Source organism: Mycobacterium sp. NTMscope_MAC_269, from assembly GCF_976985695.1.
In genome coordinates, this window is record NZ_OZ335668.1 from 5,136,549 (window position 1) to 5,156,242 (window position 19,694).

A 19,694-nucleotide genomic window follows, 5' to 3' on the forward strand; every position below is an offset into this window, starting at 1 on the left:
TCGTTTACGTCGAAGAAACCCCACACCCCAACCTGGCAGGCAGGTGATTGAAAAAGTGACAGTGATTGATGAGATATACAGCGTTCCCAGCACGATTCCGACCGTCGCCCTCAATGACGAGGCGAAGATGCCCGTACTCGGCTTGGGCGTAGCCAAGCTGTCCGATGCGGAGACGGAAAGCTCGGTACTCGCGGCCCTGGAGGTCGGCTGCCGCCTCATCGACACCGCTGCCTCCTACGGAAACGAAGAAGCCGTCGGGCGCGCGATCGCCGCGTCGGGCATCCCGCGCGAGGAGTTGTTCGTCGCCACCAAGCTGGGCACCTCGAGGCAGGGCTTCCAGAGTGCCCAGGAGTCGTGCAAGGAGAGCCTGGACCGCCTTGGGCTGGACTACCTCGACCTCTACCTGATCCACTGGCCGGCGCCGAAGCTGGGCAAGTACGTGGAGAGCTTCGAGGGTATGAAGATCGCCCGCGACGAGGGGCACGTCCGCTCGATCGGCGTCTGCAACTTCACCGAGGAATTGCTGGCGAACGTCATCGAGGAGACCGCCGAGGTTCCCGCGGTGAACCAGGTCGAGCTGCACCCGCGCCTCAACCAGGCCGAGCTGCGCGAGGCCCACCTCAAGCACGAGGTACAGACACAGTCCTACAGCCCGCTGGGTGTCGGCAAGATGCTCGAGGACCCGATCGTCACGTCGATCGCCGCCGAGTACGGCCGCACGCCGGCGCAGGTGCTGGTCCGGTGGAACCTGCAGTTGGACAACGTGGTCGTCTCGCGGTCGTCCAAGCCCGAGCGGGTCGCCCAGAACCTGGACGTGTTCGACTTCACCCTGGAGCCCGAGCACATGGAGGCCATCGACGGATTGCACGACGGCACCCGGGTGCTGCACGATCCCATGACCTTCATGGGGACCTAGTACACGCAACGTCAATGCGGCCGAATTGCCGGACATAGTCCGGTAATTCGGCCGCATGCGTTACTGCCAGTGCACCGGCGGGCCATGCGGGTGGCATTCGCCCAGCACGCGCGACTCGCCGTCCGGCCAGCTGCGGGCGCACACCTCGAACCTGATCGGGGCGCCGGGGCAAGAGCGTGCGGGCTCCATCGTCAGGTGGGCGAACGGCGAGCGCGTATCGGCCCGTGCGGCCAGCGCGTCCACGTGGGCGCTCACCGCGTCGCGTTCGGCGGCCGACAGGTATTGCCAGGTGATGGAATGCCACAGGACGGTGAGCGCGCGGTCGGCCGGCCGCAGGCCGGCGACCGCACTGGCCGCGCTCCGGCGCTCGAGCCGCGCCGGCACCCGGCGGGCGACCTCGATGGCCCCGCGGAGCCGGGCAAGCCGCGCGACCTGGTCGGGCCAGACGTAGCTCAGCACGGTCATCTCCCCGTCGGTGCCGCCGACGTCGATGGGGGCGATGTCGTACCCCCGCCGCTCGATGATTCGCACATCGCGCCCGGACGGCAGCGCGCCGCGCCACGCGTCATCGATCCGCACCGGCGAGTCGCGCGGTCCCCACTGGCCCCCGGCGAAGCGGTAGCGGTAATGGTCGGCACGCAGGTTCAGCCCCGCGCTCGTCCCGATCTCGAAAAGTCTTATGGGAAAATCGAATTGATTGATGTGCAGCAATCCGCCGATCAATGCGGCCGATCGCCCCACCTCGTTGGTTTGCGGTGGTTGATCCAACGCCGCCCGCAGCGCGTCGGGGTGGTTGGCCGCGGTGTCGCGGATCTCCGGCCAGGCCGATCCGGCGTCCCAGGTCCCGCCGGTGCTGGGGTACCAGCGGCGCAGGTGCGCCGCCCGGCCGTCGAGCACCAGCCGGTGCAGCCCGCCGAGCAGCCGGAGCGGCACCGCGTCGCGCGAGGGAGCGTCGCGGTGCCCGGCCAGGATGGTCGCGAACACGCCGCCGGCCTCGACGTCGGTGGCCACCAGCTCGAACAGCTCGCCGTACATCGCGGAGCCCGACGAGGCGCAGAACCCGCCCTGGGCCCGCAGCGTGTGCGCAAGGTGCTCGACGCTCAAGTGTCCAGCTCGTTGAGCCCGGCGCCGACGACGTCGAAGGCGTTGCCCAGGGCGACCGGCAACGGGACGGATTCATCGCTCAGCCAGTGCTCGTAGGCCGACAGCGCCACCCCCAGCATCGTCCACGCGGCGGTCTGCGGCAGCAGATCCGTTGTCTTGCAATCGCACCGGCGGGCCACGAACCCGGCGATCACCTCACGCCAGCCGGCGTACATCGTCATCGAATAGGCCTGCAGCTCAGCGGTTTGCAGGATCACCCGCATGCGCTGGCGGTGCCGGGCGGTCTCGGATTCGTCAAAGGTGTTGAACGCCAACAACGCAGCTCGCAGCGCATCGCCCAGGCGCACCCGGGAACCCACGTTGTCGAGCAGGTCCCGGAGGTGAGCGAGGTGGGTGTCGAAATCGCCCCACGGGATGGCGTTCTTGGACGCGTAATAGCGAAAGATTGTGCGGCGGGAGATCCCGGCGGCGTGGGCGACGTCGTCGACGCTCACGTCGGCGAAGCCGCGGGCGGTGAACAGGTCGATGGCCACGTCGGTGATGTGGCCCGGCGTGGTCGAGCGGCGCCTGCCCACCCGCGGCTGCGGCATCTTCGGACCCCGCCCTTCCATTTCGGCACTCGATGCCATATTCTGGCGGCGAGTGTGACTCAGACCCCATCGTTGTCAAGACCCGACGAAAGGCAAGGCCCCGTGGACCACGAGACCGAAACTGACCCCCAACTCGTCACCGAGACCCTGGTCGAAGAGGTGTCCATCGACGGCATGTGCGGGGTCTACTGACCGTGCCTGCGCCCGCGCAGGCTCACACGGCTCGCCCGCCCGGCGACACCGTGTTCGATCCTGATCGCGGCTGGCGACTGCACCCGCAGGTCGCGGTGCGGCCGGAACCGTTCGGCGCGCTGCTCTATCACTTCGGCACCCGCAAGCTGTCGTTCCTGAAGAACCGCACCATCCTCACGGTGGTGCAGTCGCTGGCCGAGCACCCCGATGTCCGCTCCGCCTTTCGTGCGGCGGGCATCGACGACGCCGGGCAGGGCCCCTACCTGCACGCGCTCGGCGTGCTTGTCGACTCCAAGATGCTGGTGCCCCGGGAGGACCATCAATGACCGCACCGTCCCAAGCGGCCGTGCCGCGGCTGATCGAGCAGTTCGAGCACGGGCTCGACGCGCCCATCTGCCTGACCTGGGAGCTCACCTACGCCTGCAACCTGGCCTGCGTGCACTGCCTCTCGTCGTCGGGCAAGCGGGATCCGCGCGAGCTGTCCACCCGTCAGTGCATGGACATCATCGACGAGCTGGAACGCATGCAGGTGTTCTACGTCAACATCGGCGGCGGGGAACCCACTGTGCGCCCGGACTTTTGGGAGCTCGTCGACTACGCGACCGCCCACCACGTCGGCGTCAAGTTCTCGACCAACGGCGTCCGGATCACGCCCGAGGTCGCCGCGCGGTTGGCGGCCAGCGACTACGTCGACGTCCAGATCTCGCTGGACGGCGCCACCGCCGAGGTCAACGACGCCGTGCGCGGACCCGGGTCGTTCGACATGGCGGTACGCGCGCTGGAGAATCTCGCCAACGCCGGATTCAAGGACGCCAAGATCTCCGTCGTGGTCACCCGGCACAACGTCGACCAGCTCGACGAATTCGCCGCGCTGGCAAGTCGTTACGGGGCCACGCTGCGGATCACCCGGTTGCGCCCGTCCGGACGCGGCGCCGATGTCTGGGAGGAGTTGCACCCGACCGCCGAGCAGCAGGTCCAGCTGTATGACTGGCTGGTCGCCAAGGGGGAGCGGGTGCTCACCGGCGACTCCTTCTTCCACCTGGCCCCGCTGGGCCAATCCGGCGCCCTGGCGGGCCTGAACATGTGCGGCGCGGGCCGCGTCGTGTGCCTGATCGACCCCGTCGGCGACGTCTACGCCTGCCCATTCGCCATCCATGACCGCTTCCTGGCCGGAAACGTAATGACTGATACCGGTTTTGGGGCTGGGTTCTCCAACGTCTGGAAGAACGCTCCGCTCTTCCGCGAGCTGCGCGAGCCGCAGTCGGCGGGAGCCTGCGGCAGCTGCGGGCACTACGACAGCTGCCGGGGCGGCTGCATGGCGGCCAAGTTCTTCACCGGCCTGCCGCTGGACGGGCCGGACCCCGAATGCGTCCAGGGCCACAGCGCGACGGCGCTGACGCACGACCGCGAGACGCCGCGCCCCCGGGCCGACCACTCCCGCGGCAAGCGCATCCGCCAACCGGTGCCGCTGACGCTGTCGCTGCGACCGCCGACCATCACCCCGGCGGCCCCGCCGGCACGGCTGTGTAACGAAAGCCCGGTGTGACGGTGGCCGAGAAATGGTTTGAAACCGTGGCCATCGCGCAGCAACGTGCCAAGCGCCGGCTGCCGAAATCGGCCTATTCGTCGTTGATTTCGGCCAGCGAAAAGGGAATCACGGTCTCCGACAACGTCGAAGCCTTCGGCGAACTCGGTTTCGCACCCCACGTCGTCGGCGCGCCGGCAAAGCGCGACATGTCGACCAGCGTCATGGGGCAAGACATTTCGATGCCGGTCGTGATCTCACCGACCGGCGTGCAGGCCGTGCACCCCGACGGCGAGGTGGCCGTCGCGCGTGCCGCCGCCGCCCGCGGCACCGCCATGGGGCTGTCCTCGTTCGCCAGCAAGCCGATCGAAGAGGTCATCGCGGCGAACCCCAAGGTGTTCTTCCAGGTGTATTGGCTGGGTGACCGTGACGCGATCGCCGCGCGGGTCGAGCGCGCCCGGGCGGCCGGCGCGGCGGGCCTGATCGTCACCACCGACTGGAGCTTCTCGCACGGCCGGGACTGGGGCAGCCCCTCGATCCCGGAGAAGATGGACCTCAAGACCATCCTCAAGATGAGCCCGGAGGTCATCACCAAGCCGCGGTGGTTTCTGCAGTGGGCGAAGACCATGCGGCCACCGGAGCTGCGGGTCCCCAACCAGGGCCGCCGCGGCGAGCCCGGGCCCCCCTTCTTCGAAGCCTACGGCGAGTGGATGGGCACGCCGCCGCCGACCTGGGAGGACATCGCCTGGCTTCGCGAACTGTGGGGCGGGCCGTTCATGCTCAAAGGCGTGATCCGCGTCGATGACGCCAAAAGGGCTGTGGACGCGGGAGTTTCGGCGATCTCAGTGTCCAATCACGGGGGTAACAACCTGGATGGCACCCCGGCCGCGATCCGCGCGCTGCCGGCGATCGCCGAGGCCGTCGGCGATCAGGTCGAGGTGTTGCTCGACGGCGGCGTCCGGCGCGGCAGCGACGTCGTGAAGGCCGTGGCGCTGGGGGCGCGCGCGGTGATGATCGGCCGGGCCTACCTGTGGGGCCTGGCTGCGGCCGGCCAACCGGGCGTGGAGAACGTCCTCGACATCTTGCGCGGCGGCATCGACTCGGCCCTGATGGGTCTGGGACAGTCCTCGATCCACGACCTCGGGCCCGGCGACATCCTGGTGCCGCCCGGTTTCACCCGGGCGCTGGGTGTGCCGCCGACCGCCGGATAACGGCGGATACGGTAAGCCGGGCTATTTAGGGCGGCTTTGTCGGAATTATTTGACGGCCTCGGAAATCGTGGTACTGGCGGGGTAACCGTGACGAACGAGCCGACAATTCGAATGCCCGATGAACGGCACGGAAAAAAAGTTATTTTCAAGCTTCAACAATTGGTGCACGCCAGGTGAATTCGTCCTACCATCACCGAGTGCCCGTACCCGGCGAACTCGGAACAGCGACGTCGAGCCAGCTGTCCGGCACGGCGCCGTCGATCATGGTGCCGCTGGGGTCGACGGAGCAACACGGCCCACACCTGCCGCTGGACACCGATACCCGGATCGCGACGGCCGTCGCCGGCCGCGCTCGGGTACGCCTCGGCGACGAGTGGCTGGTGGCGCCGGCTATCGCCTACGGCGCGAGCGGCGAGCACCAGAGCTTTGCCGGGACGATCTCGCTCGGCAGCGAGGCGCTGACGCTGCTGCTGGTCGAGTACGGCAGGTCGGCAGGCACGTGGGCCCGGCGCCTGGTCTTCGTCAACGGCCACGGTGGCAACGTCGCCGCGCTGAACGCCGCGGTGGCCAGGTTGCGTGCCGAGGGCCGCGACGCCGCATGGTGCCCCTGTGTGGCCGCCGGCGGTGACGCCCACGCCGGGCATACCGAAACGTCGGTGTTGCTGCATATCTCGCCGGCCGATGTCCGGACCGACCGGTGGCGACCCGGCAACACCGCGCCCCTCCCCGAGTTGCTCGGGTCGATGCGCCGCGGGGGAGTCGCGGCGGTCAGCCCGGTCGGCGTGCTGGGTGACCCGACCACCGCCACCGCCGCCGACGGTGAGCGCATCGTCACGACGATGGTCGACGAGTGTGTCCGGCGCGTCGCCCGGTGGGGGCCCGGCCCCGGCGGGATGCTCGCATGAGCGCGCGTGCCCTCCGCCTGCCGGATGGCTTCGCCGTCCAGGTCGATCGCCGCGTGCGGGTGCTCGGCGACGGCTCGGCGCTGCTCGGCGGTTCGCCGACCCGGCTGCTGAAGCTGGCCCCGGCCGCGCAGGACATGCTCTGCGACGGCCGACTGAAGGTGCGTGACGACGTCAGCGCCCAGCTCGCCCGCACCCTGCTGGACGCCACCGTGGCGCACCCCCGGCCCGCGGGCGGCCCCTCGCACCACGACGTCACCGTGGTAATCCCGGTGCGCAACAACCTTTCTGGCGTGCGACGCCTGGTGAGTTCGCTGCGCGGCCTGCGCGTCGTCGTGGTCGACGACGGCTCATGCCACGCCGTCGAGCCCGAAGATTTCGTCGGGGCGCACTGCGACATCGAGGTGTTGCGCCACCACCGCAGCAAGGGCCCGGCGGCAGCCCGCAACACCGGGCTGGCGGCCTGCCGGACGGACTTCGTGGCATTCCTGGATTCCGACGTGGCGCCACGCCGGGGCTGGCTGGAGGCCCTGCTCGGTCACTTCTGCGATCCCACCGTCGGCCTGGTCGCACCGCGAATCGTCGGCCTCTCGCACAGCGAGAACGTGGTGGCGCGCTACGAGGCGGTGCACTCCTCGCTCGACCTCGGCGAGCGCGAAGCCCCGGTGTTGCCCCACAGCACGGTGTCCTACGTCCCCAGCGCGGCGATCATCTGCCGGTGCGCGGCCATCCGGGAGGTCGGCGGGTTCGACGAGACGTTGCAGTCCGGTGAGGACGTCGACCTGTGCTGGCGGCTGATCGAGTCGGGCACCCGGCTGCGTTACGAGCCGATCGCGCTGGTCGCCCACGACCACCGCACCGAACTACGGGATTGGCTTGCGCGCAAAGCCTTTTACGGGGGGTCGGCGGCCCCGCTGTCGGTGCGCCACCCGGACAAGACGGCGCCGGTGGTGATCTCCGGCTGGGCCCTGACGACGTGGATCCTGATGGCCTTCGGGTCCACGCTGTCGCGGCTGGCGTCCATCCTGCTCGCCGTCGTGACGGGGCGGCGTATCGCCCGGGCGATGCGCACCGCGGAGACGTCGATGACCGATGTCGCGATGATCGCCGGCCGCGGCCTGTGGTCAGCGGCGCTGCAGCTGGCGTCGGCGCTGTGCCGGCACTATTGGCCGTTGGCGTTGGTGGCCGCGACCATGTCGCGGCATTTCCGCCGGGTGGTGGTGGTCGCGGCCGTCATGGACGGGGTGGTGGACTGGCTTCGCCGCCGCGACGCCATCGACGACGACGTCGAACCGATCGGGTTGCCGACGTATCTGGTGCTCAAGCGCGTCGACGACCTGGCATACGGGCTCGGGTTGTGGTGGGGTGTGCTACGGGAGCGCAACGTGCGCGCCCTGAAACCCCAGATCCGGAGTTAGCCACCGCCTTGACCGCAGCCGTCTCGCACAGCGATGTGCTGATCGTCGGCGCCGGCAGTGCTGGATCGGTTGTCGCGGAACGTCTTTCCGTCGATTCGAGCCGCACGGTCACGGTCCTCGAGGCGGGGCCGGCCCTCGATGATCCGGGGCTGCTCGCGCAGACGGCCAACGGGCTGCAGTTGCCGATCGGCGTCGGCAGCCCACTGGTCCGGCGCTATCAGACCCGTCTCACCGACGAACCCTCCCGCCAGCATCCCATTGTGCGCGGGGCCACGGTGGGCGGATCGGGAGCGATCAACGGCGGCTACTTCTGCCGCGGATTGCCCCGCGACTTCGACCGCATCGCCCTGCCGGGCTGGGGGTGGTCCGACGTGCTGGACAGCTTCCGCGCCATCGAGACCGACCTGGATTTCGACGGTCCCGCCCACGGCGACCGCGGCCCCATTCTCGTGCGTCGCACCCACGAGATGACGGGCACCACGCAGCGATTCATCGCCGCTGCGGAGCGCGCCGGGTTCGGCTGGATCGCCGACCTCAACGACGTTGCGGCGGAGCCGGTTTCGGGGATAGGCGCCGTCCCGCTCAATATCGTCGACGGCGTGCGCCGGGGTTCGGGCGCGGGGTATCTGATCCCGGCGCTGAGCAGGCCGAATCTGCACCTGCACGCGCGGACCCGGGTGGCGCGGTTGCGTTTCGCGGGGACCGCCGCGGTGGGGGTGGACGCGATAGGGCCGCACGGCCACACCACATTCACCGCCGAGCGAATCGTCTTGTGCGGCGGCGCCATCGAAACGGCGCACCTCCTGATGCTGTCGGGCATCGGCGAGGCCGACATGCTCGCCGCCGCCGGGGTGCCGGTGGTGGCGGCCTTGCCGGTGGGGGCGTCGTTCAGTGACCACGCCGAGTGGGTCCTGCCCACCGACTGGACGGTGGCCCCCGGCCGGCCGGTGCTCGAGGTGGTGCTCAGAACGGCCGACGACCTCGAGATCAGGCCGTACACCGGTGGATTCGTGGCGATGACCGGCGACGGCACCGCCGGGCATGCCGACTGGCCGCACATCGGGGTGGCGCTCATGCAACCACGGGCGCGGGGCCGCATCACGCTGGTCTCGGCCGATCCCGACGTGACGCCGCGCATCGAGCACCGCTACGACAGCGAGCCCGACGACGTCGCGGCCCTGCGCCGCGGCGCCGAGTTGGCCCGCGAATTGGCGAGCAGCACAATCGGTTCAGGGTCAGCCGTCTGGTCGACGTCGCAGCATCTGTGCGGCACCGCGCCGATGGGTCTCGACGGCGATCCGCGCGCCGTCGTCGACCCCCGGTGCCGGGTGTACGGCGTCGACAACCTGTGGGTGATCGACGGCTCAATCCTGCCCTCGATCACCAGCCGCGGACCGCACGCCACGATCGTGATGATCGGGCACCGGGCCGCGGAATTCGTTCGGTGACGCCGGCGGTGATCCCTTTGGCAGCAGACACCGGGATTTGGACCCGATAGTCTCGTCTCAGACAGGAGGTGGTCGCCATTACCGCCGGGACGGATCCGCGCCCAGCGAGATCGCGGGCCAGGCTGCTGGACGCGGCGGTCACGCTGCTGCGCGCCGGGGGCCCCAGCGCGGTGACGGTCGACGCGGTCACCCGCACCGCCAACGTGGCCAGGGCGACCCTGTATCGCCACTTCCCGAGCGGAAACGACTTACTGGCAGCGGCTTTCAACAGCCTGATACCGGCGTCACCGACCCCGCCGGCCGAGGGGTCGCTGCGCGACCGCCTGATCGCGGTGGTCTTGGCCCAGGCCGAATCCGTGGCCCACGCGCCGACCGTCATGACGGCCATGTCCTGGCTGGCGCTGGGCCGTGACCTGGAGGGGCTGCCCCAACCCCGGCACAGCGTCAACGCCGACAGCGCGGCGATCACCACCCTGCGCGAGCGGATCGCTCAGCAATACGCGGAGCCCTTCGACGTCATCTTCGACAGCCCGGAGGCCGCCGAGCTGGGCGAGGTGGACCGGTCCCGGGCGATCGCCATGCTGATCGGCCCCCTGGTGCTGGGCCGCCTGTCCACCCTGCCCGATTTCGACTACCACGAATGCGCGCTTGCGGCCGTCGACGGCTTCCTGCACGTGCAGACGAATCGGGCTAACGCAGCGAATATCGAATCGGCAGGTGCTTGAGACCACCCACGAACGTGGTGGCGATGAGTTCCGGCTCCCCGGCGCACTCGACGGACTCCAGCCGGGGCAGCAGTTCGGTGAAAAAGCTGTTCACTTCCATCCGGGCCAGCGCGGCCCCCAGGCAGAAGTGCACGCCATAGCCAAAGGCCAAGTGCTTGTTGGGGTCTCGGCCCACGTCGAACCGGAACGGGTCTTCGAACACCTCCTCGTCGCGGTTCGCCGACACATAGGACAGATACACCGATTCACCCGCGGCGATAGGAACCCCGCGAATGGTGGTGTCTGCGGCCGCGGTGCGCATGAACTCTTTGACCGGCGTCACCCAGCGGATCATCTCCTCGGTCGCCAGCGGCATCAGTCCCAGGTCAGCGGTCAACCGGGCGCGCTGGTCGGGGTTTTCGATCAGCGCCTGCAGCCCGCCGGCGATGGTGGCGCTGGTGGTGTCGTGGCCGGCGGTCGCGATGATGACGTAATAGGAGGCCGTGTCGACGTCCGACAGCGGCTCGCCGTCGACTCGCGCGTTGGCGATCGCCGACGCCAGATCGTCGGTGGGCTCGGCCCGCCGGGCCGCGGTGAGATCGCTGAAGTAGCTGAAGAAGTCGAGCAGGATCTGCATCTGTTCCTCGGGCGTGGTGCCCCGCTTGAACTCCTCGTCGTCGCCGCCGAACAGCTCCTGGGTGAGTGTGAGCATGCGGGGGAAATCCGATTCCGGCAGGCCCAGCAGCGACAGGATCACATACAGCGGGTAATTGACGGCGACCTCCTGCACAAAATCGCATTCGCCGCCCGCGGCCATCATTTTGTCGACGTAGATCTTGGCCAGCTCGTCGACCCTGATCTTCAGCGCCCGCATGGCCTTGGGGCGAAACCAGTCGGCACCGATCGCGCGCACCACCCGGTGCCGGGGATCGTCCATGTGAATCAGCGTGCGCAGCCCCATCCCGGCGTCCAGCTGGGCGCGCGCGAAGTCGTCGGCCTCGGCGGGGGCCAGCAGCGGCCGCGGCTCGTTGAGAAAGAGGTCGTTGGCCCGCTCGATCTCCATGACATCGGCGTGCTTGGTGATCGCCCAGAACGGCCGGTACGGCGGACAGTCGACCAACGACACCGGCGCGTGCGCGCGCAGGTGCGTCAGCGCCGCATGCAGCCGCGGCTCGTCGGCGTACGCGGTGGGGTCCGCGAAGACCTTGACGGCCTGTGCGGTTTTCGGCTCGACTGTCGGTGTGCTCATGGCACTAGTCTTGGCTCCGGCACCGGTCATCTCAAGGCCTCTGACCTGCGCGTTAACCCCGCATGGTGGCCGCGTCCGGGGCGGGCGCGGCGGATCTGGGCCTAGATCTCGCCCGAATTTTGCTCGGGCCCCGATCTAGGGCATACTGTTCAGGTTGCCTTGAGCCGGGTTTGCGCCTGGTCGGGCATACGACCAGCGTCCAAACGGGCGCGTCCGGTCCCATCCTTCGAGAGCGACGATTTCGATCCTGAAATCGGCGCGCCGAGGTCGCGTGAGGGTGACACACCCGACCGCGGGGGCCGGTGGACCACGACAGGTAAACAGCGGCGCAACATCCGGCGCAACGCTCGATCGGCCAACATTCGGCCGGCCCGATCGGCGCGCCGGTGGCACTGAGGACATGGATTATTTGAGCCCGGATACCGGGCCTCAACAGGAGCGAGGGTAGGAGAAGCGTGGCGGGACAGAAGATCCGCATCAGGCTTAAGGCCTACGACCATGAGGCTATCGACGCGTCGGCGCGCAAGATCGTCGAGACCGTCGTCCGCACGGGTGCCAGCGTCGTAGGGCCGGTGCCGCTGCCGACCGAGAAGAATGTGTATTGCGTCATCCGCTCTCCGCACAAGTACAAGGACTCGCGGGAGCACTTCGAGATGCGCACGCACAAGCGGCTGATCGACATCCTCGACCCGACGCCGAAGACCGTTGACGCGCTGATGCGCATCGACCTTCCGGCCAGTGTCGACGTCAACATCCAGTAGGGAGTTACAGAGCAATGGCGCGTAAGGGCATTCTCGGTACCAAGCTGGGCATGACGCAGGTATTCGACGAGAACAACAGGATTGTGCCGGTGACGGTCGTCAAGGCCGGGCCGAACGTGGTGACCCGCATCCGCACGCCGGAGCAGGACGGCTACAGCGCCGTTCAGCTGGCGTACGGCGAGATCAGTCCGCGCAAGGTCAACAAGCCGGTGACCGGTCAGTACGCGGCCGCGGGCGTCAACCCGCGCCGGTTTCTGGCCGAGCTGCGGCTGGACAACCCGGACGCCGCGGCCGAATACCAGGTCGGCCAGGAGCTGACGGCCGAGATTTTCTCCGACGGCAGCTACGTCGACGTGACCGGAACCTCCAAGGGGAAGGGCTTCGCCGGCACCATGAAGCGCCACGGCTTCCGTGGTCAGGGCGCGAGCCACGGTGCCCAGGCGGTGCACCGTCGCCCGGGTTCCATCGGTGGTTGCGCCACCCCCGCCCGCGTGTTCAAGGGCACCCGGATGGCGGGCCGGATGGGTAACGACCGGGTGACCGTCCAAAACCTGTTGGTGCACAAGGTCGATACCGAGAACGGCGTGCTGCTGATCAAGGGTGCGGTCCCCGGCCGCACCGGTGGACTCGTGGTGGTCCGCAGCGCGGTCAAACGAGGTGAGAAGTGATGGCAGCACAAGGTTCTAAGACACTCAAGATCGACGTCAAGACGCCGGCCGGCAAGGTCGACGGCTCGATCGAGTTGCCGGCCGAATTGTTCGATGCCCCGGCCAATATCGCGCTGATGCACCAGGTCGTCACCGCGCAGCGCGCGGCGGCGCGCCAGGGCACGCACTCGACCAAGACGCGCGGCGATGTCAGCGGTGGTGGCCGTAAGCCCTACCGGCAGAAGGGAACCGGCCGCGCCCGGCAGGGTTCCACGCGGGCCCCGCAGTTCACCGGTGGTGGCGTCGTGCACGGCCCCAAGCCGCGTGACTACAGCCAGCGCACGCCCAAGAAGATGATCGCCGCGGCATTGCGCGGTGCACTGTCCGACCGGGCGCGCAACGGGCGCATCCACGCGGTCACCGAAATCGTCGCCGGGCAGACGCCGTCGACCAAGAGCGCCAAGGCGTTTTTGGGCACGCTGACCGACCGCAAGCAGGTGCTGGTCGTGATCGGACGCAGCGACGAAGCCGGCGCCAAGAGCGTGCGCAACCTGCCCGGTGTGCACATCCTGACTCCCGGCCAGCTCAACACCTACGACGTGCTGCGCTCCGACGACGTGGTGTTCAGTGTGGAGGCGCTCAACGCTTACATCAGCGCCAACACCGGTACTCCCGAGGAGGTTTCGGCCTGATGGCGACCGTTACTGACCCCCGCGACATCATTCTGGCTCCGGTCATCTCGGAGAAGTCCTATTCGCTCCTCGATGACAACGTGTACACGTTCGTGGTGCACCCCGATTCGAACAAGACGCAGATCAAGATCGCCATCGAGAAGATCTTCTCCGTCAAGGTCGCATCGGTGAACACCGCGAACCGGCAGGGTAAGCGGAAGCGCACCAGGACCGGGTTCGGCAAGCGCAAGAGCACCAAGCGGGCCATCGTCACGCTGGCGCCGGGTAGCAAGCCGATCGATCTGTTCGGGGCACCGGCCTAGCCGCCGCGAGAGGAAGACCTGATTAGACATGGCAATTCGTAAGTACAAGCCGACGAGCCCCGGCCGTCGCGGCGCAAGCGTGTCCGATTTCTCCGAGGTCACGCGTTCCACTCCGGAGAAGTCGTTGGTCCGGCCGCTGCACGGTCACGGCGGGCGTAACGCGCACGGCCGCATCACCACCCGCCACAAGGGTGGTGGCCACAAGCGCGCCTACCGGGTGATCGACTTCCGTCGCAACGACAAGGACGGCGTGAACGCCAAGGTCGCGCACATCGAATACGACCCCAACCGGACCGCCAACATCGCGTTGCTGCACTTCCTGGACGGGGAGAAGCGTTACATCATTGCGCCGCAAGGACTTTCGCAGGGTGACGTGGTGGAGACGGGTCCGAACGCGGACATCAAGCCGGGCAACAACCTACCGTTGCGCAACATCCCGGCCGGTACCGTGATCCACGCCGTGGAACTGCGGCCGGGTGGTGGCGCCAAGCTGGCGCGGTCGGCCGGGGCGAGCATCCAGTTGCTCGGCAAGGAGGGCACCTACGCGTCGCTGCGTATGCCCAGCGGTGAGATTCGTCGCGTCGACGTGCGCTGCCGCGCCACCGTCGGCGAGGTGGGCAACGCCGAGCAGGCGAACATCAACTGGGGCAAGGCCGGCCGCATGCGGTGGAAGGGCAAGCGCCCTTCGGTCCGTGGTGTGGTCATGAACCCGGTGGACCACCCGCACGGTGGTGGTGAGGGCAAGACCTCCGGTGGTCGCCACCCGGTCAGCCCGTGGGGCAAGCCCGAGGGCCGCACCCGCCATCCCAACAAGGCCAGCAACAAGCTCATTGTCCGACGCCGGCGCACCGGCAAGAAGCACGGGCGCTAGGGAAGTCAGGAGTAGCACATGCCACGCAGCCTGAAGAAGGGCCCGTTCGTCGACGGCCACCTGCTCAAGAAGGTGGACACGCAGAACGAGAAGAACACCAAACAGGTGATCAAGACATGGTCGCGGCGTTCGACGATCATTCCTGACTTCATCGGCCACACCTTCGCGGTCCACGACGGACGCAAGCACGTCCCGGTGTTCGTCACCGAGTCGATGGTCGGCCACAAGCTTGGTGAGTTCGCGCCCACCCGCACCTTCAAGGGACACATCAAGGACGACCGGAAGGCCAAACGGCGATGACCACGACTGAATTTCCCTCGGCGGTGGCCAAAGCACGCTTCGTGCGGGTGTCGCCGAGAAAGGCGCGACGGGTGATCGACCTGGTGCGCGGCCGCTCGGTGGCCGACGCGCTCGACATCTTGCGCTGGGCGCCGCAGGCCGCCAGCGAGCCGGTGGCCAAGGTGATCGCCAGCGCCGCGGCCAACGCGCAGAACAACAACGGGCTGGACCCGGCGACCCTGGTGGTCGCCACCGTCTACGCCGACGAGGGCCCGACCGCCAAGCGCATCCGCCCGCGGGCCCAGGGCCGCGCGTTCCGGATTCGCAAGCGCACCAGCCACATCACGGTCGTGGTGGAGAGCCGCCCGGCGAAGGACCAGCGGTCGGCGAAGTCGACCCGGGCCCGTCGCGCCGAGGCCAGCAAGGCCGCCGCCAAGAAGGCGCCGGCCACCAAGGCGCCCGCCAAGAAGGCCGCGACGAAAGCGCCCGCGAAGAAGGCCGCACCGAAAGCCGAAGCCAAGACGTCTGAGACTTCTGACGCGAAGGGAGGCTCAGACTAGTGGGCCAGAAGATCAATCCGCACGGCTTCCGGCTGGGCATCACGACCGACTGGAAGTCACGCTGGTACGCCGACAAGCAGTACTCGGACTACGTCAAGGAAGACGTCGCGATCCGGCGGCTGCTGTCGACCGGCCTGGAGCGGGCCGGGATCGCCGACGTGGAGATCGAGCGCACCCGCGACCGCGTCCGGGTGGACATCCACACCGCGCGTCCGGGCATCGTCATCGGCCGTCGCGGCACCGAGGCCGACCGGATCCGCGCCGACCTGGAGAAGCTGACCGGCAAGCAGGTGCAGCTCAACATCCTCGAGGTCAGAAACCCTGAGTCGCAAGCACAATTGGTGGCCCAAGGCGTCGCCGAGCAGCTGAGCAACCGGGTCGCGTTCCGCCGGGCGATGCGCAAGGCCATCCAGTCGGCGATGCGGCAGCCCAACGTCAAGGGCATCCGGGTGCAGTGCTCCGGCCGCCTCGGCGGCGCCGAGATGAGCCGCTCGGAGTTCTACCGCGAGGGCCGGGTGCCGCTGCACACGCTGCGCGCCGACATCGACTACGGCCTGTACGAGGCCAAGACCACCTTCGGCCGGATCGGCGTGAAGGTGTGGATCTACAAGGGCGACATCGTCGGCGGCAAGCGCGAATTGGCCGCCGCCGCTCCCGCGGGTGCCGAGCGTTCCCGCCGCGAGCGTCCGTCGGGCACCCGCCCGCGCCGCAGTGGCGCGTCGGGCACGACGGCCACCAGCACCGAGGCCGGCCGGGCCGCCAGCGCCGAAGAGGGCGCTGCGAGCGCCGCCGCACCCGCTGCAGAACCGCAAAGCACGGAGAGCTGAATCATGTTGATTCCACGCAGAGTTAAACACCGCAAGCAGCACCACCCCCGCCAGCGCGGCATCGCCAGCGGCGGCACGGCGGTGAATTTCGGTGACTACGGCATCCAGGCTCTGGAGCACGCCTACGTCACCAACCGGCAGATCGAGTCCGCTCGTATCGCCATCAACCGGCACATCAAGCGTGGCGGCAAGGTGTGGATCAACGTGTTCCCCGACCGCCCGCTGACCAAGAAGCCCGCGGAAACCCGGATGGGTTCGGGTAAGGGTTCGCCGGAGTGGTGGGTGGTCAACGTCAAGCCGGGCCGGGTGCTGTTCGAGCTCAGCTACCCCAACGAGCAGACCGCCCGCGCGGCGCTCACCCGCGCGATCCACAAGTTGCCGATCAAGGCGCGCATCGTGACTCGAGAGGATCAGTTCTGATGGCAGTGGGAATTTCGCCGGGCGAACTGCGCGAGCTCACCGACGACGAGCTCACCGAGCGGTTGCGCGAGTCCAAGGAAGAGCTGTTCAACCTGCGCTTTCAGATGGCGACCGGCCAGCTCACCAACAACCGCCGGCTCCGCACCGTGCGTCAGGAGATCGCGCGCGTCTACACCGTGCTGCGCGAACGAGAACTGGGCCTGGCTTCCGGGCCCGATGGTAAGGAATCGTGATGGCAGAAGCCAAGAAGGCCGCCCCCAAGAAGGCCGCCGCAGCCCAAGCCGCGTCGAAGGACGGGAATCCCAAAGGCCCCCAGCACACTCCGGCGAACCCGAAGGTCCGCGGGCGGCGCAAGATGCGCATCGGTTACGTGGTGAGTGACAAGATGCAGAAGACCATCGTGGTCGAACTGGAAGACCGCGTGCGTCACCCGCTGTACGGCAAGATCATCCGGACCACCACGAAGGTCAAGGCGCACGACGAGAACAGCGCCGCCGGGATCGGCGACCGCGTCTCGCTGATGGAGACGCGCCCGACGTCGGCGACCAAGCGCTGGCGGCTCGTCGAAATCTTGGAAAAGGCGAAGTAAGCCCTCGAGCGACAGCGAAACGCCCGAGACGTATCGTCTCGGGCGTTTCGCTTTGCCGAATGTAACGCCGCTGCGAAAAAAGATCGGAAAATTCGCGGTCACGTTACGCTCGGCGCATGTCCACTGACTCGCGACACTTTCAGGGCAAGATCGCGCTCGATATCCGGGATTCCGAACCGGATTGGGGACCCTACACCGCGCCGACCGCGCCGCAGAACGCACCGAACGTGCTGTATTTGGTGTGGGATGACACGGGCATCGCAACCTGGGACTGCTTCGGCGGCCTGGTCGAGATGCCCGCCATGTCGCGCATCGCCGAGCGCGGCGTCCGGCTTTCGCAGTTCCACACCACCGCGCTGTGTTCGCCGACCCGGGCGTCGCTGCTCACCGGGCGCAACGCCACCACCGTGGGCATGGCCACCATCGAAGAGTTCACCGAGGGCTTCCCCAACGCCAACGGCCGCATCCCGTTCGACACCGCGCTGCTGTCCGAGGCCCTCGCCGAACAGGGGTACAACACCTACTGCGTGGGCAAGTGGCACCTGACGCCCCTGGAGGAATCGAACCTGGCGTCGACCAAGCGGCACTGGCCGGTCTCGCGCGGCTTCGAACGCTTCTACGGTTTCCTGGGCGGGGAGACCGACCAGTGGTATCCCGATCTGGTCTACGACAACCACCCGGTGAGCCCGCCGGCGACCCCGGAGGACGGCTACCACCTCTCGAAGGACCTCGCCGACAAGACGATCGAATTCATCCGCGACGCGAAAGTGATTGCGCCCGAGAAGCCTTGGTTCTCCTACGTGTGCCCCGGCGCCGGGCACGCGCCGCATCACGTCTTCAAAGAATGGGCCGACCGCTACGCCGGCCGCTTCGACATGGGCTACGAGCGCTACCGCGAGGTCGTGCTGGAAAAGCAGAAGTCGATGGGAATCGTGCCGCCGGACACCGAACTGTCGCCGGTCAACCCTTATCTGGACGTGAAGGGGCCCGACGGCCAGGACTGGCCGCTGCAGGACACGGTGCGCCCGTGGGACTCGTTGAGCGACGACGAGAAGAAGCTGTTTTCCCGGATGGCCGAGGTGTTCGCCGGGTTCCTGAGCTATACCGACGCCCAGATCGGCCGGATCCTGGACTATCTCGAGGAATCGGGTCAGCTCGACAACACCATCATCGTGGTGATCTCCGACAACGGCGCCAGCGGCGAGGGCGGCCCGAACGGATCGGTCAACGAGGGCAAGTTCTTCAACGGCTACATCGACACGGTCGAAGAAAGCATGAAGCTCTTCGAGCATCTCGGCGGCCCGCAGACCTACAACCACTACCCGATCGGGTGGGCGATGGCGTTCAACACGCCCTACAAGCTCTACAAGCGCTACGCCTCCCACGAGGGCGGGATCGCCGACACCGCAATCATCTCCTGGCCCAACGGGATTGCCGCGCACGGCGAGGTCCGCGACACCTACGTCAACGTCTGCGACATCACCCCGACCATCTACGACCTGCTGGGCATGGCGCCGCCAGAAACCGTCAAGGGGGTCGCCCAGAAGCCACTGGATGGCGTGAGTTTCAAAGCGGCACTTGCTGATCCGGGTGCCGACACCGGCAAAAGCACCCAGTTCTACACCATGCTGGGCACCCGCGGGATCTGGCATGAGGGCTGGTTCGCCAACACCGTGCACGCGGCCACGCCGGCCGGCTGGTCGCATTTCGACGCCGATCGCTGGGAACTGTTCCACATCGAGGCAGACCGCAGCCAGTGCCACGATCTGGCGGCCGAAAACCGGGAGAAGCTCGAGGAACTCAAGGCGCTGTGGTTCTCGGAGGCCGCCAAGTACAACGGGCTGCCGCTGTCGGACCTGAACATGATGGAGACGCTGGGGCGGCCACGGCCGTATCTGGCCGGCGATCGGACCAGCTACATCTACTATCCCGATTGCGCGGATGTCGGCATCGGCGCGGCCGCCGAAATCCGCGGCCGGTCGTACTCGGTGCTGGCCGACGTCACCATTGACACCACCGGCGCCGAGGGCGTGGTGTTCAAGCAGGGCGGCGCGCACGGCGGGCACGTCCTGTTCATCCAGGATGGCCGGCTGCATTACGTGTACAACTTCCTCGGCGAGGGCCAGCAGGAGGTCTCCTCGTCGCGGCCCGTCCCGTTGGGCAGGCACCTGTTCGGCGCCAGCTATTCGCGGACGGGCACGGTCGAAAACAGCCATACGCCGCTGGGTGACCTGACGCTGTTCATCGACGACGAGGTCGTCGGCACGCTGGCCGCGGTGACCACCCACCCGGGCACCTTCGGACTGGCAGGCGCCGGCATCACGGTCGGGCGCAACGGCGGATCCGGTGTGTCGAGCCGCTACAAGGCGCCTTTCACGTTCACCGGCGGAACCATCGCCCAGGTCGCCGTCGACCTGTCCGGGCGGCCCTACCGGGACGTGGAAACCGAGATCGCACTTGCCTTTTCGAGGGACTGATGGGTGCCCC

At 68.0% G+C, this 19,694-nt stretch carries 24 protein-coding genes and 1 pseudogene; 21 read left to right on the forward strand and 4 right to left on the reverse strand.

All coding sequences use genetic code 11. The features are described from left to right. Window positions 1–55: 55 nt before the first annotated feature. Window positions 56–916 (forward strand): aldo/keto reductase, encoded by an 861-nt coding sequence (locus ACZ50Z_RS24390; RefSeq protein ID WP_464485845.1) that lies wholly within the window; start codon window positions 56–58, stop codon window positions 914–916. A 60-nt stretch (window positions 917–976) separates the two neighbouring features. Here ACZ50Z_RS24390 and ACZ50Z_RS24395 read toward each other — a convergent pair whose 3' ends face one another. Next, complete coding sequence (locus ACZ50Z_RS24395; protein WP_464485846.1) at window positions 977–2,020, reverse strand: DUF2332 domain-containing protein; 1,044 nt, start codon at window positions 2,018–2,020, stop codon at window positions 977–979. Further along, window positions 2,017–2,610, reverse strand: a complete 594-nt coding sequence (gene mftR, locus ACZ50Z_RS24400) for a mycofactocin system transcriptional regulator (protein ID WP_464485847.1) — start codon at window positions 2,608–2,610, stop codon at window positions 2,017–2,019. The genes ACZ50Z_RS24395 and mftR overlap by 4 nt, the downstream gene beginning before the upstream one ends. Window positions 2,611–2,712: 102 nt before the next feature. On the opposite strand from mftR, the gene mftA reads away from it, so the two are divergent. From mftA to ACZ50Z_RS24440, 8 genes are all read left to right on the forward strand, one after another. Beyond that, complete coding sequence (mftA, locus tag ACZ50Z_RS24405; protein ID WP_064883852.1) at window positions 2,713–2,802, forward strand: mycofactocin precursor MftA; 90 nt, start codon at window positions 2,713–2,715, stop codon at window positions 2,800–2,802. After that, entirely contained in the window at window positions 2,787–3,128 is a 342-nt protein-coding gene (gene mftB, locus ACZ50Z_RS24410; protein ID WP_464485848.1) for a mycofactocin biosynthesis chaperone MftB, read from the forward strand. The genes mftA and mftB overlap by 16 nt, the downstream gene beginning before the upstream one ends. Beyond that, entirely contained in the window at window positions 3,125–4,348 is a 1,224-nt protein-coding gene (mftC, locus tag ACZ50Z_RS24415) for a mycofactocin radical SAM maturase (RefSeq protein WP_464485849.1), read from the forward strand. The genes mftB and mftC overlap by 4 nt, the downstream gene beginning before the upstream one ends. 2 nt (window positions 4,349–4,350) lie before the next feature. Then, window positions 4,351–5,538 carry a pre-mycofactocin synthase MftD gene (mftD, locus tag ACZ50Z_RS24420; RefSeq protein WP_464486389.1) on the forward strand — a complete coding sequence of 396 codons (1,188 nt, stop codon included), beginning with the start codon at window positions 4,351–4,353 and terminating at the stop codon, window positions 5,536–5,538. Window positions 5,539–5,711: 173 nt separating this feature from the next. Continuing rightward, the gene (mftE, locus tag ACZ50Z_RS24425; RefSeq protein ID WP_464485850.1) at window positions 5,712–6,443 is read left to right on the forward strand and encodes a mycofactocin biosynthesis peptidyl-dipeptidase MftE; all 732 of its coding nucleotides are present in this window, start codon (window positions 5,712–5,714) and stop codon (window positions 6,441–6,443) included. Beyond that, the gene (mftF, locus tag ACZ50Z_RS24430) at window positions 6,440–7,858 is read left to right on the forward strand and encodes a mycofactocin biosynthesis glycosyltransferase MftF (RefSeq protein ID WP_464485851.1); all 1,419 of its coding nucleotides are present in this window, start codon (window positions 6,440–6,442) and stop codon (window positions 7,856–7,858) included. Before mftE ends, mftF begins: the two co-directional genes overlap by 4 nt. 8 nt (window positions 7,859–7,866) lie before the next feature. Then, on the forward strand, window positions 7,867–9,306 hold the full coding sequence (mftG, locus tag ACZ50Z_RS24435; protein ID WP_464485852.1) for a mycofactocin dehydrogenase MftG: 1,440 nt from the start codon (window positions 7,867–7,869) through the stop codon (window positions 9,304–9,306). A gap of 125 nt (window positions 9,307–9,431) precedes the next feature. Continuing rightward, window positions 9,432–10,031 (forward strand): TetR/AcrR family transcriptional regulator, encoded by a 600-nt coding sequence (locus ACZ50Z_RS24440; RefSeq protein WP_464486390.1) that lies wholly within the window; start codon window positions 9,432–9,434, stop codon window positions 10,029–10,031. Here ACZ50Z_RS24440 and ACZ50Z_RS24445 read toward each other — a convergent pair. Together ACZ50Z_RS24445 and ACZ50Z_RS24450 are read right to left on the reverse strand one after the other, a co-directional pair. Next, window positions 9,997–11,259, reverse strand: coding sequence for a cytochrome P450 (locus ACZ50Z_RS24445; RefSeq protein WP_464485853.1), 1,263 nt, complete (start codon window positions 11,257–11,259; stop codon window positions 9,997–9,999). The two genes, ACZ50Z_RS24440 and ACZ50Z_RS24445, sit on opposite strands and share 35 nt — an antisense overlap. A 138-nt stretch (window positions 11,260–11,397) precedes the next feature. Next, a pseudogene (locus tag ACZ50Z_RS24450) lies at window positions 11,398–11,603 on the reverse strand (hypothetical protein); the annotation flags it as partial. A 111-nt stretch (window positions 11,604–11,714) separates the two neighbouring features. On the opposite strand from ACZ50Z_RS24450, the gene rpsJ reads away from it, so the two are divergent. From rpsJ to ACZ50Z_RS24510, 12 genes are all read left to right on the forward strand, one after another. Further along, window positions 11,715–12,020 carry a 30S ribosomal protein S10 gene (gene rpsJ, locus ACZ50Z_RS24455; protein ID WP_003873519.1) on the forward strand — a complete coding sequence of 102 codons (306 nt, stop codon included), beginning with the start codon at window positions 11,715–11,717 and terminating at the stop codon, window positions 12,018–12,020. 14 nt (window positions 12,021–12,034) lie between these two features. Further along, window positions 12,035–12,688, forward strand: a complete 654-nt coding sequence (rplC, locus tag ACZ50Z_RS24460) for a 50S ribosomal protein L3 (protein ID WP_225330078.1) — start codon at window positions 12,035–12,037, stop codon at window positions 12,686–12,688. Next, window positions 12,688–13,359 carry a 50S ribosomal protein L4 gene (gene rplD, locus ACZ50Z_RS24465; RefSeq protein ID WP_464485854.1) on the forward strand — a complete coding sequence of 224 codons (672 nt, stop codon included), beginning with the start codon at window positions 12,688–12,690 and terminating at the stop codon, window positions 13,357–13,359. Before rplC ends, rplD begins: the two co-directional genes overlap by 1 nt. Beyond that, complete coding sequence (gene rplW, locus ACZ50Z_RS24470) at window positions 13,359–13,661, forward strand: 50S ribosomal protein L23 (RefSeq protein ID WP_003873516.1); 303 nt, start codon at window positions 13,359–13,361, stop codon at window positions 13,659–13,661. The genes rplD and rplW overlap by 1 nt, the downstream gene beginning before the upstream one ends. Before the next feature lie 28 nt (window positions 13,662–13,689). Continuing rightward, window positions 13,690–14,532, forward strand: a complete 843-nt coding sequence (gene rplB, locus ACZ50Z_RS24475; RefSeq protein WP_008260807.1) for a 50S ribosomal protein L2 — start codon at window positions 13,690–13,692, stop codon at window positions 14,530–14,532. Between the two features lie 18 nt (window positions 14,533–14,550). Continuing rightward, window positions 14,551–14,832: a 30S ribosomal protein S19 gene (gene rpsS, locus ACZ50Z_RS24480; RefSeq protein ID WP_008260806.1), complete on the forward strand. Its 282-nt coding sequence runs from the start codon at window positions 14,551–14,553 to the stop codon at window positions 14,830–14,832. Beyond that, a complete protein-coding gene (rplV, locus tag ACZ50Z_RS24485; RefSeq protein ID WP_464485855.1) occupies window positions 14,829–15,371 on the forward strand; it encodes a 50S ribosomal protein L22 in 543 nt (180 codons plus the stop codon). The genes rpsS and rplV overlap by 4 nt, the downstream gene beginning before the upstream one ends. Then, window positions 15,371–16,198, forward strand: a complete 828-nt coding sequence (gene rpsC, locus ACZ50Z_RS24490; protein WP_067166305.1) for a 30S ribosomal protein S3 — start codon at window positions 15,371–15,373, stop codon at window positions 16,196–16,198. The genes rplV and rpsC overlap by 1 nt, the downstream gene beginning before the upstream one ends. Before the next feature lie 3 nt (window positions 16,199–16,201). Beyond that, on the forward strand, window positions 16,202–16,618 hold the full coding sequence (gene rplP / locus ACZ50Z_RS24495) for a 50S ribosomal protein L16 (protein WP_007773582.1): 417 nt from the start codon (window positions 16,202–16,204) through the stop codon (window positions 16,616–16,618). Beyond that, window positions 16,618–16,851: a 50S ribosomal protein L29 gene (rpmC, locus tag ACZ50Z_RS24500; protein WP_003873510.1), complete on the forward strand. Its 234-nt coding sequence runs from the start codon at window positions 16,618–16,620 to the stop codon at window positions 16,849–16,851. The genes rplP and rpmC overlap by 1 nt, the downstream gene beginning before the upstream one ends. Beyond that, window positions 16,851–17,207, forward strand: a complete 357-nt coding sequence (rpsQ, locus tag ACZ50Z_RS24505; protein WP_464485856.1) for a 30S ribosomal protein S17 — start codon at window positions 16,851–16,853, stop codon at window positions 17,205–17,207. The genes rpmC and rpsQ overlap by 1 nt, the downstream gene beginning before the upstream one ends. Before the next feature lie 116 nt (window positions 17,208–17,323). Continuing rightward, window positions 17,324–19,684, forward strand: a complete 2,361-nt coding sequence (locus tag ACZ50Z_RS24510) for an arylsulfatase (RefSeq protein WP_464485857.1) — start codon at window positions 17,324–17,326, stop codon at window positions 19,682–19,684. Window positions 19,685–19,694: the final 10 nt, after the last annotated feature.

Coding starts and splice junctions, on each gene's coding strand:
- mftR (WP_464485847.1), bottom strand. CDS start 2,610: ATGCCGCAGCCGCGGGTGGGCAGGCGCCGCTCGACCACGCCGGGCCAC.
- mftC (WP_464485849.1), top strand. CDS start 3,125: ATGACCGCACCGTCCCAAGCGGCCGTGCCGCGGCTGATCGAGCAGTTC.
- mftF (WP_464485851.1), top strand. CDS start 6,440: ATGAGCGCGCGTGCCCTCCGCCTGCCGGATGGCTTCGCCGTCCAGGTC.
- ACZ50Z_RS24445 (WP_464485853.1), bottom strand. CDS start 11,259: ATGAGCACACCGACAGTCGAGCCGAAAACCGCACAGGCCGTCAAGGTC.
- rplC (WP_225330078.1), top strand. CDS start 12,035: ATGGCGCGTAAGGGCATTCTCGGTACCAAGCTGGGCATGACGCAGGTA.
- rplD (WP_464485854.1), top strand. CDS start 12,688: ATGGCAGCACAAGGTTCTAAGACACTCAAGATCGACGTCAAGACGCCG.
- rplW (WP_003873516.1), top strand. CDS start 13,359: ATGGCGACCGTTACTGACCCCCGCGACATCATTCTGGCTCCGGTCATC.
- rplB (WP_008260807.1), top strand. CDS start 13,690: ATGGCAATTCGTAAGTACAAGCCGACGAGCCCCGGCCGTCGCGGCGCA.
- rpsS (WP_008260806.1), top strand. CDS start 14,551: ATGCCACGCAGCCTGAAGAAGGGCCCGTTCGTCGACGGCCACCTGCTC.
- rplV (WP_464485855.1), top strand. CDS start 14,829: ATGACCACGACTGAATTTCCCTCGGCGGTGGCCAAAGCACGCTTCGTG.
- rplP (WP_007773582.1), top strand. CDS start 16,202: ATGTTGATTCCACGCAGAGTTAAACACCGCAAGCAGCACCACCCCCGC.
- rpmC (WP_003873510.1), top strand. CDS start 16,618: ATGGCAGTGGGAATTTCGCCGGGCGAACTGCGCGAGCTCACCGACGAC.
- rpsQ (WP_464485856.1), top strand. CDS start 16,851: ATGGCAGAAGCCAAGAAGGCCGCCCCCAAGAAGGCCGCCGCAGCCCAA.
- ACZ50Z_RS24510 (WP_464485857.1), top strand. CDS start 17,324: ATGTCCACTGACTCGCGACACTTTCAGGGCAAGATCGCGCTCGATATC.